Below are 18030 nucleotides of genomic sequence, written 5' to 3'. Positions count from 1 at the left end.
CGGCTACGCGGCCTCCGGCGTATCGAGCAGGCCGCGGCGGCGCAGCAGCGCGTCGGGCTCCGGCTTGCGGCCGCGGAACGCTACATAGGCTTCCTCCGGGTCGCGCGAACCGCCGGACGAATAGATGTCGTCGCGCAGCCGCTTGGCCACGTCGGCCGCGAAGATGTCACCGGCCTCTTCGAACGCGCCGAACGCGTCGGCATCCATCACCTCGCTCCACATGTAGCTGTAGTAGCCCGAGGCATAATGATCGCCGGAGAAGATGTGGCCGAACTGGGTCGGCCGGTGCCGCATTGCGATTTCATCCGGCATACCGATCTTTTCGAGTTCCTTGCGCTCGAAAGCGCGGATCTCGCCGATGCTGGCGGCCGGCTGGGTGTGGAATTCGAGATCGAGCAGCGCCGAGGAGACGAACTCGACCGTAGCGAAGCCCTGGCCGAATTTGCGCGCCTTCAGGAAGCGTTGCAGCAACTCGTCCGGCAGCGGCTCGCCGGTCTGATAGTGGCGGGCGAATTGCCGCAGCACCTGAGGCTGCTCCTGCCAGTGCTCGTAGAGCTGCGACGGCAGCTCGACGAAGTCGGTAAACACGCTGGTGCCGGACAGCGACGGATAGGTCACATCCGACAGCATGCCGTGCAGGCCGTGGCCGAATTCGTGGAACAGCGTGCGGGCATCGTCCGGCGACAGCAGCGACGGCTCGCCGCCCGCGCCCTTGGCGAAGTTGCAGACGTTGATGATCAGAGGGGAGACGTCGCCGTCGAGCTTCTGCTGATCGCGCAGCGAGGTCATCCAGGCGCCTGAGCGCTTCGACGGCCGGGCATAGTAATCGCCATAAAACAGTCCGCGATGGCCGCCATCGGCGTCCTTCACCTCCCAGACCCGGACGTCCGGATGCCACACCGGCACGTCCTTGCGTTCCTCGAAGGTGATGCCGAACAGCCGCGTGGCGGTGTCGAACGCCGCGGCAATCATGTTGTCGAGCGTTAGATACGGTTTGATCGCGGCGTCGTCGAAATTGGCGCGGCGCTGCCGCAGCTTCTCGGCGTAATAGCGCCAATCCCACGGCGCCAGCTTGAAGTTGCCGCCCTCCTCCGTCACCAGCTCCTGCAGCGCGTCGCGGTCGGCAAGCGCGCGGGCGCGCGCCGGTTTCCACACCCGCTCCAGAAGGCCGCGCACCGCCTCCGGCGTCTTGGCCATCGAATCTTCCAGCCGGTAGGCCGCGAAGGTCGGGTAGCCGAGCAGCTTGGCGCTCTCCTCGCGCAGGCTCAGGATCTCGCCGATGATCGTGTTGTTATCGTTATCGTTGCCGTTGTCGCCGCGGGCGATGAAGGCCCGATACGCCTTCTCGCGCAGATCGCGCCGGTTCGACATCTTCAGGAATGGCTCGACCGACGAGCGCGACAGCGTCACCACCGCCTTGCCGGACATCCCTCGCTCTTCGGCCGCCGCACGGGCGGCCGCGACGAAGCTGGCCGGCAGTCCGTCGGTGTCGCCTTCGGCGAGCTCCATGAACCAGTCCTGTTCGTCGCCGAGCAGATGATGGCTGAAGCTGGTGCCGAGCTGCGCCAACCGCTCGTTGATCTCGGCCATCCGCGCCTTCGCCGCCTCATCGAGGCCGGCACCGGAGCGATGGAAGCGGGTGTACGTGCGGTCGAGCAGCCGGCTCTGCTCGGGCGTGAGGTCGAGACTGTCGCGCTTGTCGCGCAGCGCCGCGATCCGGCCGAACAGCACCGCGTTCATCATGATCGGATTCCAGTGCCGCGCCATCCGCAGCGACACCTCTTCGTCGATCTTCAGCAGCTCCGGGCTCGAATGCGCCGACACCAGGTCATAGAACACCGCAGCGACCCGGTTCAGCAGCTTGCCGGAGCGCTCCAGTGCCGTGATGGTGTTGTCGAAATCCGGCTCAGCCGGGTCGTTGACGATCGCGGCGATCTCGCCAGCGTGATCGCCGAACGCCCGCTCGAACGCGGGCATGAAGTGCTCAGGCGCAATCTCGGTGAACGGCGGGGTTTGGAACGGGGTGGTCCAGGCGGCAAGCAGCGGATTGCCGGACGTGAGGGGTGCGGCAATCGGCGCGGAGCTCTCTGACATCAATCCATCCTGCGTGCGGAGCGTTTCGGGTTTCGACATATACCATTGGGTAAGGCTTTTTTGCGCCCGGAACACCGCGCCGATGCCGGTAAATTGCGCAGGTTGAACCGGGTGCCCCACTGCTGACACTTTACCAGACCATCGCGTACCGCTTGCCGCCGCGGGCGATTTCGCTAGATTGCGCCCGCCAGAAGGACCTTTCGAACCATGAGCAAGCCTGTCACCGCCGCCGGATCGCGCCAGATCGCCTGGCCGAGCGTCATCACCGTCATCAGCGCAGCCGTCCTGATCGGCGCCGAGGTGTTCGGAGCCGCATTCGCAGGCGGGTGGGCATTGGCAATCCTGTTCGGGCTCGGCGACGACGCCGCTCATATCCTGCAGGCGGTGCTGTTCGTGATCGGCGTGGTAATCATGATCGGCTTCGTCCGCAACGCGCAGCGCATCGAGCCGTTCTTCAAGCGCGCCTGATTTCCCGGTACTGCGCGCGAGCTCGCCGCCACGCCGCCGTCACATTTACGCCCGTGGTTATTGACGAACTTGAACAGATGTTCAGCTTCGCCCGCGGCGGTGTGATGGATCGGCAACGCTTCGCGACGGGTGCGGAGTAATTCGCCGGTTAAGACAAAAAAAATCTTGCAGCCCGGCATCGAAACACCTATTTGACCCTTGCCCAATTTCGCACGTGCCCGTGGTCGTGTGTCAGTCGGTAGGTATCCGGACAAGAGGCCGGACAGCCGCCAAGGGATGAAGAGCCGAGGGTCTCGAAGCGGCGACGCGCCGAGGCCAGCATCTCTCTCAAGAGATGCCGTTGAAGGTAGCTTCCTCTCTTGCAACCGTGACTGACAGCCGGAGGCGAACCGGCGCACCTCGTTCTCAACGGGGGACGCGACTTAAAGCAACGACGGAGCGGGCTTTTTTGGTCTCTGCCGGCTTTCCAACAGCCGGCGCGAATACCGAAGAGGCTTGTCCTTCATTGCCAGTGAGCGGGCGGGATCCTTCCCAACCAATCCAAGGCAGCACTGCTTGTCCGAGCTGATCGCTCGCCGCGCCTCCATCGCGCGACGGCGCTGAAGCCGTCGGACCAGCGCCATCGTTTTGGTTCGCGTCCGTCGCTGGGCGCGTGGGAGAGTGCCATGACCGAACGTATCCGCGAATTCCTGCGCGACCGCCGCGCCAAGGGTCTGGACGTCGAGCCGTGCCTGGTCGTCGACCTCGAAGTGGTCCGCGACAACTTCATGCACTTCGCCAAGGCGCTGCCGGACAGCCGCGTGTTCTATGCGATCAAGGCCAACCCGGCGCCGGAAGTGCTGTCGCTGCTGGCCTCGCTCGGCTCGTGCTTCGACTGCGCCTCGGTGCAGGAAATCCAGATGGCGCTGGCCGCGGGAGCGACCCCGGACCGCATCTCGTTCGGTAACACCATCAAGAAGGAGCGCGACATCGCGCGCGCCTACGAGCTCGGTATCCGCCTGTTCTCGGTCGACTGCACCGCCGAGGTGGAGAAGATCGCGCGCGCCGCGCCCGGCTCGAAGGTGTTCTGCCGCATCCTGTACGATTGCGCCGGCGCCGAGTGGCCGCTGTCGCGCAAGTTCGGCTGCGATCCGGAGATGGCGGTGGACGTGCTCGACGTTGCCAAGCGTCTCGGCCTGGAAGCCTACGGCATCTCGTTCCATGTCGGCTCCCAGCAGCGCAAGGTGAAGGCGTGGGACCGCGCGTTGGCGATGGCCGCGCAGGTGTTCCGCGACTGCGCCGAGCGCGGCATCAACCTGTCGATGGTCAACATGGGCGGCGGCTTCCCGACCAAGTACCTGAAGGAAGTGCCGGCCGTGGTGCAGTACGGACGCTCGATCTTCCGGGCGCTGCGCAAGCACTTCGGCAACCAGATCCCGGAGACCATCATCGAGCCGGGCCGCGGCATGGTCGGCAATGCCGGCGTGATCGAGACCGAAGTCGTGCTGATCTCGAAGAAGAGCGACGAGGACGAGACCCGCTGGGTGTATCTCGACATCGGCAAGTTCGGCGGTCTCGCCGAGACGATGGACGAGTCGATCCGCTACGCGATCAAGTCGCGCCACGACGGCGCCGAGATGACGCCGTGCGTGCTCGCTGGCCCGACCTGCGACTCCGCCGACGTGCTGTACGAGAAGCTGCCGTATCCGCTGCCGGTGACGCTCGAGATCGGCGACAAGCTGCTGATCGAAGGCACCGGCGCCTATACGTCGACCTACTCGGCGGTGGCGTTCAACGGCTTCCCGCCGCTGGCGACCTACCACATCTGAGCTTTCCCCTCCCCGCTTGCGGAGGGGTCGGATAGCAGGGTGAAGCAGCGACTCGTGTCGCCCTCACTCCGGCCCTCTCCCGTGCGCGGGAGAGGAAGCAGAAAAAGTCGAGGCCGGCTCGCCGGCCTCTCCCGTCACATGCGTTTTTTTGCTGACAACATGCTGCCGGCGCGGTTCGCCGGACAGCGTGGGGATCGACGTGCCATGACGAACACCCTCGCCACCCTGACTGCCTTGGACGTCGCAGCCGTTCCGTTCGCGATCCGTGCGGAAAAGAGCTCCGATATTGCCGCGCGTGAGCGCCTGCTGGATGCGTGCTTCGGCGAAGGCCGGCATGCGCGCACCTGCCAGCGTTTGCGTGATGGACGCGCGCCCGCGGAAGGCCTCGCCTTCTCCGCGGTCCGTCAAGGCCGGCTGGTGGGCACGGTGCGCCTCTGGCATGTCGACGCAGGGGGCCGGGCCGCACTCGTGCTCGGCCCCCTCGCCGTCGATTCGTCGTGCCGTGAGTTCGGCGTCGGCGGCGCGCTGATGCGCGTCGCGCTGGCGGAAGCCGCCGCACGCGGCCACGACGCCGTGATCCTGCTCGGCGATGCGCCGTACTACGCCCGGTTCGGCTTCTCGGCCGAGAAGATGGGTGAGCTGGCGCTGCCCGGTCCGTTCGAACGCGACCGCCTGCTCGGGCTCGAACTGCGCGAAGGCGCGCTCGATGGCGCCGCCGGCCTTATCGTCGCCACCGGTGCTGCCGCCAAGCCGGCGCGCGCCGAGCGGGTGCGTCTTCGTCGCGCCGCGTAAGCGTAAGGATGGTCCGATGCGTATTCTGAGTTTCCCGCGCCCGACTCACCGCGTCTTCGCACCGCGCGACCCGGCCAAGCGGCCGCGCGTCACGGTGCTGGTGCTCGCCGTGTTCGCCCTCAAGATCGCCGTCGATGCCTGGCGCAGGCGGCGGGACCGCAGCGCCGAGACAACCGCAGCCTAACCCGATCGTGTGTCAGGGCTGAGACAGTCTCGGCCTTGATTTGCAAAATCAGACACGGCATTGGCTGCCGATCTTCCCTCAGTTCCAGGATTGTTACGATGTCGCGTCGCCTGATTTCCACCGGATCGCCGTTTGAAAAGACCGCCGGCTACAGCCGCGCCGTGGTCGACGGCGATTTCGTCTTTGTCTCCGGCACCACTGGCTACGACTACACCACGATGACTCTGCCGGAGGACGTCACCTCGCAGACCCGCAACTGCTTCAAGACCATCGGCGCGGCGCTGAAGGAGGCGGGCTTTGCGATGGAGGACATCGTGCGCGCGACCTACTACATCACCGATCCGAAGGATGCGGACGCGGTGTTCGCGGTGTGCGGCGAGAACCTGTCGGAGATCCGCCCGGCGGCCACGATCGTCGCGGTTGCCGGCCTGTACAAGCCGGAAATGAAGATCGAAATCGAAGTCACCGCCAAGCGCCGCAGCTAAGCCCATCTAATCATACGATAATCGGCTCCCCGTTGACTTTCCGGCGGGGAGCCCTAGGTTCCGACGATCATGATGATCTTGCCCCGCAACCGTTTGACGCTGCGCGCCGGTCGCCTTCACGCAGGAAGGTGACCCGGGCGCGCGCGTGCGCCGTCCGGGCTTAACGATCTCGTCGACGACTTCTCCCCTTTTTCAGACTGCTACTTATCCCATGAATGCCGATGCGCATGACGCGTGCGGCGTGACAAGGACCCGTGAAAGACATGATGCAATCCATTCGTACACAGCGCCCACCGATTACCATCCGCAATTGCGACGCCGAACGGCTCGGCCAGCTCGCCGAAGCCGCCGCGCAACGATACCCGGCCACGGCCGAATTCCTTGCCGGCGAGGTCGCCCGAGCCAATGTTGCGCCCGACAATGCCCCCCTGCCGGGGATCGTCTGCATGGACTCCGCCCTCACCTTCCGGGACGATACCACCGGCAAGGAAAAGCAGGTGACGCTGGTGTATCCGACCGAAGCCGACGTCGAATCGGGCCGTATTTCGGTATTGACCCCGATCGGGGCCGCGCTTATCGGCCTCACCGTCGGACAGTCGATCAGCTTCGAGACCCCGTCGGGCGAGCAGCGCTCCCTGACGGTGCTCAGCGTGTCCGAACCGAACTGACTGCCGGTCGCAGGTGACATCCGAAATTCACCTCGCCGTCGTATTCCCGAACCGTCCTGTCCGCACATAGCGGCGTGATCCCTATCCCCCTGTCCGGAGTGCAAACCTGATGTCGTCTACCTCGAAGATCCACGCCAAGATCACCGGCCCCATCGTGATGATCGGCTTCGGCTCGATCGGCAAGGGCACGCTGCCCTTGATCGAGCGGCACTTCGAGTACGACAAGAAGCGGTTCGTGATCATCGACCCGCATGCCGACGGCGAACTCGCCGAGAAGCACGGCGTCCGCTTCATCAAGCAGGCGGTGACCAAGGACAATTACCGCGAACTGCTGATCCCGCTGCTGACCGAAGGCGGCGGCCAGGGCTTCTGCGTCAACCTGTCGGTCGATACCGGCTCGGTCGACATCATGACGATGTGCCGTGAGATCGGCTCTCTGTACATCGACACCGTGGTCGAGCCGTGGCTCGGGTTCTACTTCGACAAGAACGCTGGTCCGGAGAAGCGCTCCAACTACGCGCTGCGCGAGACACTGCTGGCCGCAAAGGCCAAGAATCCCGGCGGCACCACCGCGGTATCGACCTGCGGCGCCAACCCCGGCATGGTGTCGTGGTTCGTCAAGCAGGCGTTGCTCGACATCGCCCGCGATACCGGCCTGGAATTCAACGAGCCGAAGAGCCGCGAAGGCTGGGGCCAACTCGCCCAGAAGCTCGGCGTCAAGGGCATCCACATCGCCGAGCGTGACACCCAGCGCGCCAAGACCCCGAAGCCGATGAACGTGTTCGTCAACACCTGGTCGGTGGAAGGCTTCGTGTCCGAAGGTCTGCAGCCGGCCGAACTCGGCTGGGGTACGCACGAGAAGTGGATTCCGGACAACGGTCGCAAGCATACCGAAGGCTGTCAGGCCGCGATCTATCTGCTGCAGCCGGGCGCCAACACCCGCGTCCGCACCTGGTGCCCGACGCCGGGCGCGCAGTACGGCTTCCTCGTCACCCACAACGAATCGATCTCGATCGCCGATTACTTCACGGTGCGGGACGGCCAGAACGTGGTCTACCGGCCGACCTGCCACTACGCCTATCATCCGGCGGGCGACGCCGTGCTGTCGCTGCACGAGATGTTCGGCGCCGAGGGCAAGATGCAGCCGAAGTGGCACATCCTGGATGAAAACGAGATCGTCGACGGCATCGATGAGCTCGGCGTGCTGGTCTACGGCCACGCCAAGAACGCCTATTGGTACGGCTCGCAGCTCTCGATCGAAGAAACCCGCGAAGTCTGCCCGTATCAGAACGCCACCGGCATGCAGGTGTCGTCGGCCGTGCTCGCCGGCATGGTGTGGGCGCTGGAAAATCCGGAAGCCGGCATTGTCGAAGCCGACGAGATGGACTTCCGCCGCTGCCTCGAAGTGCAGAAGCCGTATCTCGGCCCGGTGAAGGGCTACTACACCGACTGGACCCCGCTCGCCGACCGCCCCGGCCTGTTCCCGGAGGACATCGACACCTCCGATCCGTGGCAGTTCAAGAACGTGCTGGTACGTTGAGGCAACGAGGTCGCCTCCACGGCGATTTCAGCTTCAAATAAGTACACGCGCCGCTGCCCTCGTCGCAGCGCGCCCCCTCTCCCGCTTGCGGGAGAGGGCTGGGGTGAGGGCGACGCGGGCACTGACTCAGCGACTCGTTGATAGGAGTGCCCTCACCCGGATCGCCACCCGATCCGACCTCTCCCGCAAGCGGGAGAGGTGCGCTGTGCTTGGGGCTCCTTCGCCGACTACCACTGATCACCAAAAAACCGAGCCCGCAAATGCGAGCCCGGTGAGGTGATCGTCGACCGTTTCTTGGTGGCGGCGGTTAGCCACCCTTCGGCTTGATCGGCTCGCCGATCTTCTCCGGCGGCGCCGGCGGCAGCGCCGGCTTGGCGCCGGACTGGATCGCGTCCTGATCAGGGCGCGCCGGCTGCGGCGGAATATCGTGCGGGCGCGCGCCGGTCGGCTTCGGATCGTCCGGGGCCGTCGGCTTGCTTTCCGCGCCGGGCGTCGAGGTCGGCGGCTGCGGCGTCGCCTGGGCGAAGTGGACGCGGCCGGTTCGGCTGTCGATCTGCGTCAGCGACAGGCCGGACAGCACCACACCCGCCGCGATCAGCGCGAAGGCCAGCAGCAGATCCCGCTTCAGGCCGCGCTCCTTGTCGTCGTCGTTCGCCGTCATGTTTCTCATCCCCTTGCTCGCCGGACCAACGGGCGCGCGCGGGCATCGTTCCGGGTTCCGGTGTCGCACCGGGTTCCAGAACGGTCGCAATTGCCGACAAGGTGAATCAATCTTTAGTGCTGGTTTCCCAGGAGGCGTAATCTACGCCCGGTTCCTTGCCCAGCTCGGCGACCACCGCGTCCAGCTCGCTCGGCTCGACAGCGGTCGAGACCAGGGTGGCGACGATCTCGACCTTGTCGTCGGCTCGTTCGGCAGCTTCCACCTCGACCTCCGCGACCGGATAGTCGGCCTGTTCCAGGCGTTCTTCGAGGTGCTCGCGCAGCCGGCCGGCAGCAGCGCTCCCGGCGGTCAGGCGGACCGCATAGGTCGCCTCCGAGGTACGCTCGTCGAAGGGGATACGGTCGATGGCATTCACCAGCGGCCGGAGCAGCGTGTTGCCGGCGATCACGAACACCGTCAGCGCAGTCGCTTGCGCCGCCATGTCGCCGCCGGCGCAGCAGCCGACCGCGGCCGAGCTCCACAACGTCGCGGCGGTGTTCAGGCCGCGGACGTTCATGCCCTCTTTCATGATCACGCCGGCGCCGAGAAAACCGATGCCGGAGACCACATAGGCGATCACCCGAACGGCGCCGTCGGCACCGGCCAGATGCATCGCCAGATCGACGAAGGCGGCAGCGCCGACCGCCACCAGCACGTTGGTGCGCAGTCCCGCCGCACGGGTCCGATATTGCCGCTCCGCGCCGATCAGCATCCCGAGCACGAACGCGACGGTGAGGCTGACCAGCGTGTCGAAGAAGTCCGCTGTCTGGAAGGTGGTGAGGAAGCGCATCGGAAGCCGCCTGCTTTCGGAGACGGCTTTCTCTTACAGCGGAAGAATGCCGCCCGCACCATCCTCGTCGGCGAACGCCAGCAGCGTGCCGCCGGGATTCCAGCCGAGTGCCGCGATCGGCGGGGTGCCGTTGCGACGGGCGAGGATTTCGGCACCGTCGTTCATCCGCACCAGCAGCACGGTGCCGTCATTGTAGCCGGCAGCGAGGATGTCGTTCTTCGGATGGCAGGCGACCGCGCTGACGCGCGCCCCGAGCGGCGCCAGCATCGCCGGCTGCTTGCCCATCGGCCCGTCCTTGCTGGCGAACGGCCAGATGATCACGGTATCGGCCCCGGAGGTGGCGAGCCCCTTGCCGCCGACCGTCCAGGCCATCGACCGCACCCGGCCGGGATAGCCGGTCATCCGCATGTGCTTGGAATCCGCCAGGCGCCAACCATGCAGCGCCGGCTCGTGCATCGCGGTGACCAGGAAGCGGTTGTCCGGGCTGAACATCACGCCGAGATGCGAGCCGGCCCATTCGAGGAATTCAGCGTTGCCGGCCATGTTCGGAAACCACAGCGTCACGCCGTTGTAATGCGCAATCGCCAGCCGCAGCCCCTTCGGCGCGAAAGCGAGGCCGCCGACGGTCGAGGGCACTTCGAAAAACTTGTCTTCGCCCTTGGGCGCGCGGACATAGGCGATCTTGCCGGCCGACCACGCCACCGCGCCGTCCGGATGCAGCGCGACGTTGTCGATCCAGCGCCGCTTGGCATCGGTGGTGATGGTCTCGGCCTTGCCCGATGCGTCCAGCAGCATCACCTTGCCGTCGTCACCGCCGGTGACGATGCGCTTGCCGTCGCACACCGCATTGAGAATGCCGCCGCCGTGCAGCGGGACGGTCGAAGTCGTGCCATCGGCGGCGACCAGCGTCGCGTTTTCTTCGGTGCCGATGAACACCGCGGTATCGCCGAGGAAGTGAACCGCACCAGCGCCGCCTTCGATCGTGACCGGCTTCACCCGGTCGGTGACCGACGCGATCGACCCGGCCTCGCCGGGCGCCTCGAAGCCGCTCATGACGCGATGCACTTGGCGAAGCCGTCGCGGATCGCCTGTTCGGGCAGATCGCGACCGATGAACACGACGCGGCTTTCGCGCGGCTCATCGTCCTTCCAAGGCCGCTGGTGATCACCTTCCAGCATCATGTGAACGCCCTGGAACACATAACGATCATCGTCGCCTCTGAAGGCGAGAATGCCCTTGGAACGCAGGATCTTACCGCCTTCGGTCTGCACCAATTGCTGCAGCCAGGGCATGAACTTGGCCGGATCGAGCGGCTTGTCGCTCTTGAGCGACAGCGATTGCATGTCCTCGTCGTGATAGTGCTTCAGCCCATGACCATGATGATGATCGTGACCGTGGTGATGGTCGTGATCGTGATGATGATCATGTTCGTCGGCCTCGAGGAAGGCCGGCTCGATCTCCAGAATCCGGTCGAGATCGAACGCGCCGCGCTCCAGCACGTCGGCGAGCGCGACCTGACAACGCTCGGTCCGATGCAGCTTGGCGTAAGGGTTGATGGCGCGGATCCGCGCTTCGACTTCGGCGAGTTCGGCCGGAGAGACAAGATCGGTCTTGTTCAGCACGATGACGTCGGCGAACGCGATCTGGTTCTTGGCTTCCGGCGCGTCCTTCAGCCGCTCGCTCAGCCATTTGGCGTCGGCGACGGTCACCACCGCGTCGAGCCGCGCGGCGTTCTGCACGTCTTCGTCGACGAAGAAGGTCTGCGCGACAGGCGCCGGATCAGCCAGTCCGGTGGTCTCGACGATGATCGCGTCGAACTTGCCCTTGCGCTTCATCAGCCCGGCGAGAATCCGCACCAGGTCGCCGCGCACCGTGCAGCAGACGCAGCCGTTGTTCATCTCGAACACTTCTTCGTCCGCGCCGATGATCAGGTCATTGTCGATGCCGATCTCGCCGAACTCGTTGACGATCACCGCATATTTCTTGCCGTGGTTTTCCGACAGGATGCGGTTCAGCAACGTCGTCTTGCCGGCGCCGAGATAGCCGGTGAGCACGGTGACGGGAATTTTCGAGGCAGCGACAGAGGACATCGGGTACTTGCTCCAGCACGGAGCCCCGGCCTGAAACACACGGTCTGCGCGTCTCGAAAGTCGGGGCCGGAAAGGGCGGGGACCGCGCGTTTCGCCGGGCGGCCGGACGCAGCGGGACCGGGCCGCTAACTGCTCAGCGCGCCGGTCAGCGTCTTTATATTGTGCCTCACCATATCAATGTAAGTGGGGGCGTCGCCGTTTTCGGGCGTCAGGCTGTCGGAATACAGCGTCCCGCCGATCTTGGCGCCGGTCTCGGCGCTGATCCGCTGCATCAGCCGCGGGTCGCTGATGTTCTCCAGGAACACCGCCGGCACTTTGTCCTTGCGGATCTGAGTGATGATGCTGGCGACGTCGCGGGCGCTCGCCTCGGACTCGGTCGAAACGCCCTGCGGGGCAATGAAGGCGATACCATAGGCGTCTGCGAAATAGCCGAACGCCTCATGGGTCGAGATCACCTTGCGGCGGGCAGCAGGGATCGACGCAACCGCGGCGCGGACGTCGCGGTCGAGCGCGTCGAGCTTGACGAGATAGGCCTCGGCATTGGCGCGGTAGGTTGCGGCGCCGGCGGGATCGGCCGCGATCAGTGCATCGCGAATGTTGGCCACGTAGATCTTGGCGTTGGGCACGGACTGCCAAGCGTGCGGATCGGTCTTGCCGTGATCGTGGGCATGATCGCCGCCGCGATGGCCGTGATCATCATCGGCATCGGCCTCGCGCACCTTGATGCCCTTGGTCGCGGTGACGATGGTCGCCTTGCCGCCCGACGACTGCACCAACCGCGGCAGCCAGCCTTCGAGACCGAGGCCGTTGACCACCACCAGCCTGGCGTCGGCGATAGTCTTGGCGTCGGCCGGAGACGGCGTGTAGACGTGAGCGTCGCCGTTCGGCCCGACCAGCGTGGAGACCTCGACGCGATCGCCGCCGACGTTGCGGACGAAATCACCGAGAATCGAAAAGCTCGCGACCACGCGAACACGATCATCGGCCTGCGCCGGACCCGCCATCAGCAGCGCCGCGATCAACACCATTCCCAAACGGATCATCGTCCTCAAGCCTCCAGGTGACGGCCGGGAAACAGCTTGCGAACCACTCCGCCGGACCGACCGAAAAACAGCGAAATCAGATAGATCACCGCCGCGACCAGAATGATCGCGGGGCCCGATGGCAGGCCGCCGTGATACGACAGCACCAGGCCGCAATAGCCCGACAGCATTGCGCTGCCGACCGCCACCAGCATCATCCCGGAAATGTCGCGGGCCCAGAATTTGGCGATACCGGCCGGCAGGATCATCAAGCCGACCGCGAGCAGCGTGCCGAGCGCATGAAAGCCGTTGACCAGATTGATCACCACCAGCGCCATGAAGATCAGATGCGCCGGCGCGCCGGCGCGACTCACGGTGCGCAGAAACAACGGATCGACGCATTCGATCACCAGCGGCCGCCAGATCACCGCGAGCGCCAGCAGTGTCAGCGTCGCATTGAAGGCGATCACCAGCAGGGTGCGATCGTCCATCGCCAGGATGTTGCCGAACAGCACATGCAGCAGGTCGATATTGGTGCCGCGCATCGACACGATGGTGACGCCGAGCGCCAGCGACACCAGGTAGAACGCCGCCAGCGAGGCGTCTTCCTTCAGCTCGGTGACGCGCGACACCAGTCCGGCCAGAATCGCCACCGCGAAGCCGGCGATCAGGCCGCCGAACGTCATCGCGAACAGGTTGAGTCCCGACAGCAGGAAGCCGATCGCCGCGCCGGGCAGGATGGCGTGGGCCATCGCGTCGCCGACCAGGCTCATCCGCCGCAGCATCAGAAACACGCCGATCGGCGCGCCCCCAAGCGACAGCGCGACGACACCGGCGAGCGCCCGGCGCATGAATTCGAATTCGGTGAACGGCGCAATCAGCGCCTGATACAGCATCATGGTGTCAGGCCGCCTGCGGAGCCGCGGTGCAGGCCGGCGCGCCGTCGTCGAAGGCCTCGCACATCCGCCGGGCTTCGGTCTGGTTATCGGGGGTCAGCACCTCGGCCGTCGGCCCCCACGCCACCGCAGTCCGCGCGAGCAACAGCGTCTCTGGGAAACTGGCATGCACCAGTTCCATGTCGTGCAGCGCGGCGATCACGGTTCGCCCCTCCTCGTGCCAATGCTGCACCAGATGCACCAGATCCGCCGTCGTCCGGGCATCCACAGCATTGAACGGCTCGTCGAGCACGATCACCCGTGCATCCTGCAGCAGCACGCGCGCAAACAGCATGCGTTGCATCTGGCCACCCGACAGCGTGCCGATGTTGCGATTCTCGAAGCCGGACAGCCCGACCGCGGCCAGCGCGCCGGAGATCCGCTGCTTGGCCTGCCGGCCGAGGCTGCCGAACGCACCGGTCGCGCGCCACAGTCCGGTGCCGACGAAATCAAACACCGAGATCGGAAACGTCCGGTCGATCTCGGCGCTCTGCGGCAGATAGGCGATGTCATGGACATCGATGCCGTCGCGGTCGATCGATCCGGCCAAAGGCTTCAGAATCCCGACGATGCCGCGGAACAGGGTCGATTTGCCGGCGCCATTGGGGCCGACCACAGCCAGCAGAGTGCCGGCTTCAACACAACCGGAGAGGTGATGTACCGCGGGGTGGCGATCGTAGCCCAGCGTGACGTTCTGGAAGGTGAGCTGCGCGGTCATCGTCACCTCATTGCCAGCAACACCAGCGCCCACAGCACGGCGCTGGCCGCGGAAGCCGCCGCGACCCGGCTGGCCAGCCCCATTCTCAGGATCGACCAGGGCGCTGGCTGCGGGGGGTGCGGCGATTCGGCGCCGTGGACATGCAGATGCACATGGTGCGCGGCGCTTCTCGGGTGAGAAGATGAAGAGGAAAACTCGCTCACGCCCAATCCCATCGCCAGCCACAGACCGCGCTCTCGTTACATCATAACATCATTCTGGCGGATGGAAGCAAGCGTGCCGGACCGTACATAACCGTCATAAATCAAGGCGTTAAACGGGGATCCAGCAGCCGCCGAAAGTTTGAGCAGAGCGGACTTTTCACCGCCTAATGCGACGGCGCGCCGAGTTCCAAATTAAGGCGGAATTTAGACTCGATTAAGGTTCCATTAGCCATAAAAAATTGTGCGGTCTCATGAGCTTAGTTCCGAAGGGAGTGTGGCCTCCCGGTGACAGCATTTTGCGTAAAATCCCGCTAAGCCATGCAGCAGATGGCGCCGACGAACGGTGCGTCTGACAAAGTCTGGAGACAACATCATGAAGAAGATTCTGCTCGGCACCGTGGCCCTGGTCGCCCTCGGCGCGGCCCCGGCCCTCGCCGCCGACCTCGCTGCCCGTCCGTACACCAAGGCTCCGGCCTACGCCCCGGCCCCGATCTACAACTGGACCGGCTTCTACATCGGTGGTCACATCGGTGGCGCCTTCTCGGGCGACAACAGCATCGGCACCGGCGTCACCGCCGGCAACGACGGCAAGTTCCTCGGCGGTGTGCAGGCCGGTTACGACTGGCAGTTCGCTCCGAACTGGGTGCTCGGTGTTGAAGGCCAGTACTCCTGGCTGAGCGGCACCAACAGCTCGGTTCAGTGGAATGACACTTACAACAATATCGCTGGCACCTATACCTATGCCGACAACCAGCGTGGTCTGGCCTCGGTCACCGGCCGCCTCGGCTACACCTGGGGTCCGGCGCTGCTCTACGTCAAGGGCGGTTGGGCTTATGCCGACTATTCGAGCAGCTATGTGTTCACCAGCAATACTGGCGTAACGACTGGCATTGCGATCGACAGCAAGACCGATGGTTACACCGTCGGTGGCGGTCTCGAATACCTGTTCGCTCCGAACTGGTCGGGCAAGATCGAGTACCAGTACTACGACTTCGGCAACGTCACCCTCGCCCCGGGCTACACCGTCAAGAACGACGAGCACGTGGTCAAGGCCGGCCTGAACTACCGCTTCAACTGGGGCGGTCCGGTCGTCGCCAAGTACTAAGACCTGATCGCTTCCTCTCTTGGAAGCAGGAAAGGGCCGGCCTCGCGCCGGCCCTTTTTCATTTGTGAAACCATGTCGACCAACGCCGAACCGATCGCTCAAATTGCGACCGATCCTCGTGAAGTTACGTGAAGAATATTAACTCCCTAACCTGATACTCCCGCCAGGCGTCGCCGAGACCGACGCCACGTTGAATCGTGCCAGGTGGGGGAAATATGTCTGGGAAATTCCCGAAATTCCGACGTCCGCGGCTTCGTTGTCCGCAACTCGGAATTCGTGGCAGCCTGTTCGCCGCATTCGCTGTGATTGCCGGCATGGCGATCGTGATCAGTGCCTGGGCAGGCATGAGCCTGCACGAGCTCGGCAGGACGATGTCGGAGCTGAGCGGCCGCGACATTCCCAAGCTGGCCGCCAGCCTGCAACTCGCCACCGAGAGCGAAAGCCTCGCCAGTCAGGCACCGATCCTGCTCGACTCGCAGACCGAGGCGCAACTCCGCGAGCGTTCGGCTCGTATGAAGGCGGCGCAGCAGGTGGCGCTTCAGAAGCTCGCCGACATCACCACTTACGGCGGCGACAAAGCCGTCGTGTCGGCGCTCAACGAGACGCTGAAGAACATCGCCGACACCATCCGCAGCCTCGGCTCCGCCGCTAAGGAGCGGCTCGATCTGAGTACGCAACACGCCAAGCTCTATGCCGAGCTGCGTCAGTCGCACGACGCCTTCATTGCCGTCGCCAATCCGGCGATGCTCGACGCTCAAACCCAGATGAACGCGCTGCTTGGATCGGCCAACCTGTCGCAAGACGACGCCACCAACGCCGGCCGGCGAATCGAACAGCTCGGCAACGTGATCGCCTTGAGCAATCTGATCGCCTCCGATCTGATGGCCGCGCTGTCGGCCTCAAGCTCTGACGATCTGGAGCCGGTGGAAGCCAGCTTCAAGGAAGCCCGGCAGGTCGTGAACACCAATCTGGACGGCCTTCCCGACAACCAGACCACGACCGAGATCAAGGCCGCCGCGCAGAAGCTGATGGCCATCGGCGACGGCAAGACCGGCGCCTTCAAGCTGCGGCAGCTCGAACTGGACGCCCGCGACTATCGCGATCTGCTGCTCGACGAAACCCGCAAGCTCAATGTCGGCCTCGGCATCAGCGTCAAGCAGCTCGTCGACACCGTTCGCAACGAAACCTCGGTCGGAACGTCGCAGGCACAGTCACAAATCACGCTGGCGACCCAGGTCATGGTCGCGCTCGGCGCGCTCACCTTGATCGGCTCCGCGCTGTTCGTCTGGCTGTATGTCGGCCGCAGCATCCTGCGCCGGATCGGCGGCCTGCAGAAGTCGATGCAGAGCCTGTCGGCCGGCGATCTCGAGACCGCGATCGATCGCGGCAGCCGCCGCGACGAAATCGCCGTGATGGCCGAAACGCTCGAAGTGTTCCGCGACAGCATGATCCGGGCGCGGGCCTTGAGCGAGGAGCAGGACAAGGATCGCGCCTCCAAGGCCGAGCGGACCCAGCGAATCGAGGCGCGAATCGCCGAGTTCGAAGCGACCGTGCGCAGCGCGATGGAGAAGCTGCAATCCTCCGCCGACCAGATGCAGGAAACCGCGGACGCGATGGCGACCACATCGGAGCAGTCGAGCGCGCTGGTCACCACCGTCGCCTCGGCGGCCGAAGAGACCTCGGTCAACGTCCAGACGGTCGCGACCGGCACCGAGCAGCTCGCCTCCTCGATCGCCGAGATCAGCCGTCAGGTCACCACGTCGGCGGAGATCGCCACCCGCGCGGTGCGCGAAGCCGGCGAGACCGACACGACAATGCAGGGGCTCGCCGACAACGCCGAGCGGATCAGCGCGGTGATCGACCTGATCCAGAGCATCGCGTCGCAGACCAACCTGCTCGCCCTGAACGCCACGATCGAAGCGGCGCGCGCCGGCGACGCCGGACGCGGCTTTGCGGTGGTGGCGGCCGAGGTCAAGGACCTCGCCAGCCAGACCGCGAAGGCGACCGAGGAAATCCGGGCCCAGATCGCCGCGATGCAAGGGGTGACGAGCACCGCGGTCGGCGCGATCCGCAACATCGGCCAGACCATCACCTCGATCAACGAGGTGACCACCGCCATCACCGCCGCGGTCGAGCAACAGGGCGCGGCGACCCGCGAGATCGCCCGCAACATCCAGCACGCCGCCGGCGGCACCAGCGAGGTCTCCAGCAATATCGTCGGCGTCAGCGCCGCGGCCTCTCAGGCCGGCTCTGCGGCCGCCGAGGTACTCAACGCCTCGGGATCGCTGCGCCAGGAAGCGGCGCTGCTCCGCGAAGAGATCGACGCGTTCCTGACCAATATCCGGGCCGCCTGACCGGCGGGGCGGAGGATCGAACGGCCGGTGGCGCACGCGCCGCCGGCCTTTTTTGCGTCCAGGCGCTGCCGCCG

At 65.2% G+C, this 18030-nt stretch carries 17 protein-coding genes; 9 read left to right on the top strand and 8 right to left on the bottom strand.

All coding sequences use genetic code 11. The features are described 5' to 3' along the window. Window positions 1–3: 3 nt before the first annotated feature. Complete coding sequence (locus tag M9H71_RS14700) at window positions 4–2094, bottom strand: M3 family metallopeptidase (protein WP_455405709.1); 2091 nt, start codon at window positions 2092–2094, stop codon at window positions 4–6. 207 nt (window positions 2095–2301) lie between these two features. On the opposite strand from M9H71_RS14700, the gene M9H71_RS14695 reads away from it, so the two are divergent. From M9H71_RS14695 to M9H71_RS14665, 7 genes are all read left to right on the top strand, one after another. Then, window positions 2302–2562: a hypothetical protein gene (locus M9H71_RS14695; RefSeq protein ID WP_455405708.1), complete on the top strand. Its 261-nt coding sequence runs from the start codon at window positions 2302–2304 to the stop codon at window positions 2560–2562. A 665-nt stretch (window positions 2563–3227) separates the two neighbouring features. Continuing rightward, a complete protein-coding gene (locus M9H71_RS14690; RefSeq protein ID WP_455405707.1) occupies window positions 3228–4370 on the top strand; it encodes a type III PLP-dependent enzyme in 1143 nt (380 codons plus the stop codon). Window positions 4371–4574: 204 nt separating this feature from the next. Next, window positions 4575–5162: a GNAT family N-acetyltransferase gene (locus tag M9H71_RS14685; protein ID WP_455405706.1), complete on the top strand. Its 588-nt coding sequence runs from the start codon at window positions 4575–4577 to the stop codon at window positions 5160–5162. Between the two features lie 16 nt (window positions 5163–5178). Beyond that, the gene (locus M9H71_RS14680) at window positions 5179–5346 is read left to right on the top strand and encodes a hypothetical protein (RefSeq protein ID WP_455405705.1); all 168 of its coding nucleotides are present in this window, start codon (window positions 5179–5181) and stop codon (window positions 5344–5346) included. Between the two features lie 98 nt (window positions 5347–5444). Then, on the top strand, window positions 5445–5831 hold the full coding sequence (locus tag M9H71_RS14675) for a RidA family protein (protein WP_013500818.1): 387 nt from the start codon (window positions 5445–5447) through the stop codon (window positions 5829–5831). 263 nt (window positions 5832–6094) lie between these two features. Continuing rightward, window positions 6095–6499: a nucleoside diphosphate kinase regulator gene (rnk, locus tag M9H71_RS14670; protein WP_455405704.1), complete on the top strand. Its 405-nt coding sequence runs from the start codon at window positions 6095–6097 to the stop codon at window positions 6497–6499. A 109-nt stretch (window positions 6500–6608) separates the two neighbouring features. Further along, window positions 6609–8039 (top strand): homospermidine synthase, encoded by a 1431-nt coding sequence (locus tag M9H71_RS14665; RefSeq protein ID WP_455405703.1) that lies wholly within the window; start codon window positions 6609–6611, stop codon window positions 8037–8039. Window positions 8040–8346: 307 nt separating this feature from the next. On the opposite strand, the gene M9H71_RS14660 is transcribed toward M9H71_RS14665, so the two are convergent. The 7 genes from M9H71_RS14660 to M9H71_RS14630 form a co-directional block, all read right to left on the bottom strand. Beyond that, window positions 8347–8700, bottom strand: a complete 354-nt coding sequence (locus tag M9H71_RS14660; protein ID WP_455405702.1) for a hypothetical protein — start codon at window positions 8698–8700, stop codon at window positions 8347–8349. 106 nt (window positions 8701–8806) lie between these two features. Beyond that, on the bottom strand, window positions 8807–9529 hold the full coding sequence (locus M9H71_RS14655; protein WP_455405701.1) for an MgtC/SapB family protein: 723 nt from the start codon (window positions 9527–9529) through the stop codon (window positions 8807–8809). A 33-nt stretch (window positions 9530–9562) separates the two neighbouring features. Further along, window positions 9563–10582 carry a WD40 repeat domain-containing protein gene (locus M9H71_RS14650; RefSeq protein ID WP_455405700.1) on the bottom strand — a complete coding sequence of 340 codons (1020 nt, stop codon included), beginning with the start codon at window positions 10580–10582 and terminating at the stop codon, window positions 9563–9565. Next, on the bottom strand, window positions 10579–11619 hold the full coding sequence (locus M9H71_RS14645; RefSeq protein WP_455405699.1) for a CobW family GTP-binding protein: 1041 nt from the start codon (window positions 11617–11619) through the stop codon (window positions 10579–10581). The genes M9H71_RS14650 and M9H71_RS14645 overlap by 4 nt, the downstream gene beginning before the upstream one ends. Window positions 11620–11744: 125 nt before the next feature. Further along, window positions 11745–12662 (bottom strand): metal ABC transporter substrate-binding protein, encoded by a 918-nt coding sequence (locus M9H71_RS14640; protein WP_455405698.1) that lies wholly within the window; start codon window positions 12660–12662, stop codon window positions 11745–11747. Window positions 12663–12667: 5 nt separating this feature from the next. After that, a complete protein-coding gene (locus M9H71_RS14635) occupies window positions 12668–13537 on the bottom strand; it encodes a metal ABC transporter permease (RefSeq protein ID WP_455405774.1) in 870 nt (289 codons plus the stop codon). A gap of 7 nt (window positions 13538–13544) precedes the next feature. Then, window positions 13545–14294, bottom strand: coding sequence for a metal ABC transporter ATP-binding protein (locus M9H71_RS14630; RefSeq protein WP_455405697.1), 750 nt, complete (start codon window positions 14292–14294; stop codon window positions 13545–13547). Between the two features lie 576 nt (window positions 14295–14870). Here M9H71_RS14630 and M9H71_RS14625 point away from each other — a divergent pair. Both M9H71_RS14625 and M9H71_RS14620 read left to right on the top strand, forming a co-directional pair. Beyond that, on the top strand, window positions 14871–15602 hold the full coding sequence (locus M9H71_RS14625) for an outer membrane protein (RefSeq protein ID WP_455405696.1): 732 nt from the start codon (window positions 14871–14873) through the stop codon (window positions 15600–15602). Between the two features lie 215 nt (window positions 15603–15817). Continuing rightward, window positions 15818–17956: a methyl-accepting chemotaxis protein gene (locus M9H71_RS14620; RefSeq protein WP_455405695.1), complete on the top strand. Its 2139-nt coding sequence runs from the start codon at window positions 15818–15820 to the stop codon at window positions 17954–17956. The last annotated feature ends 74 nt before the right edge of the window (window positions 17957–18030 follow it).

The sequence above is a fragment of the Rhodopseudomonas parapalustris genome (genome assembly GCF_053772255.1).
This window is presented reverse-complemented; position numbering and strand designations above follow the sequence as displayed.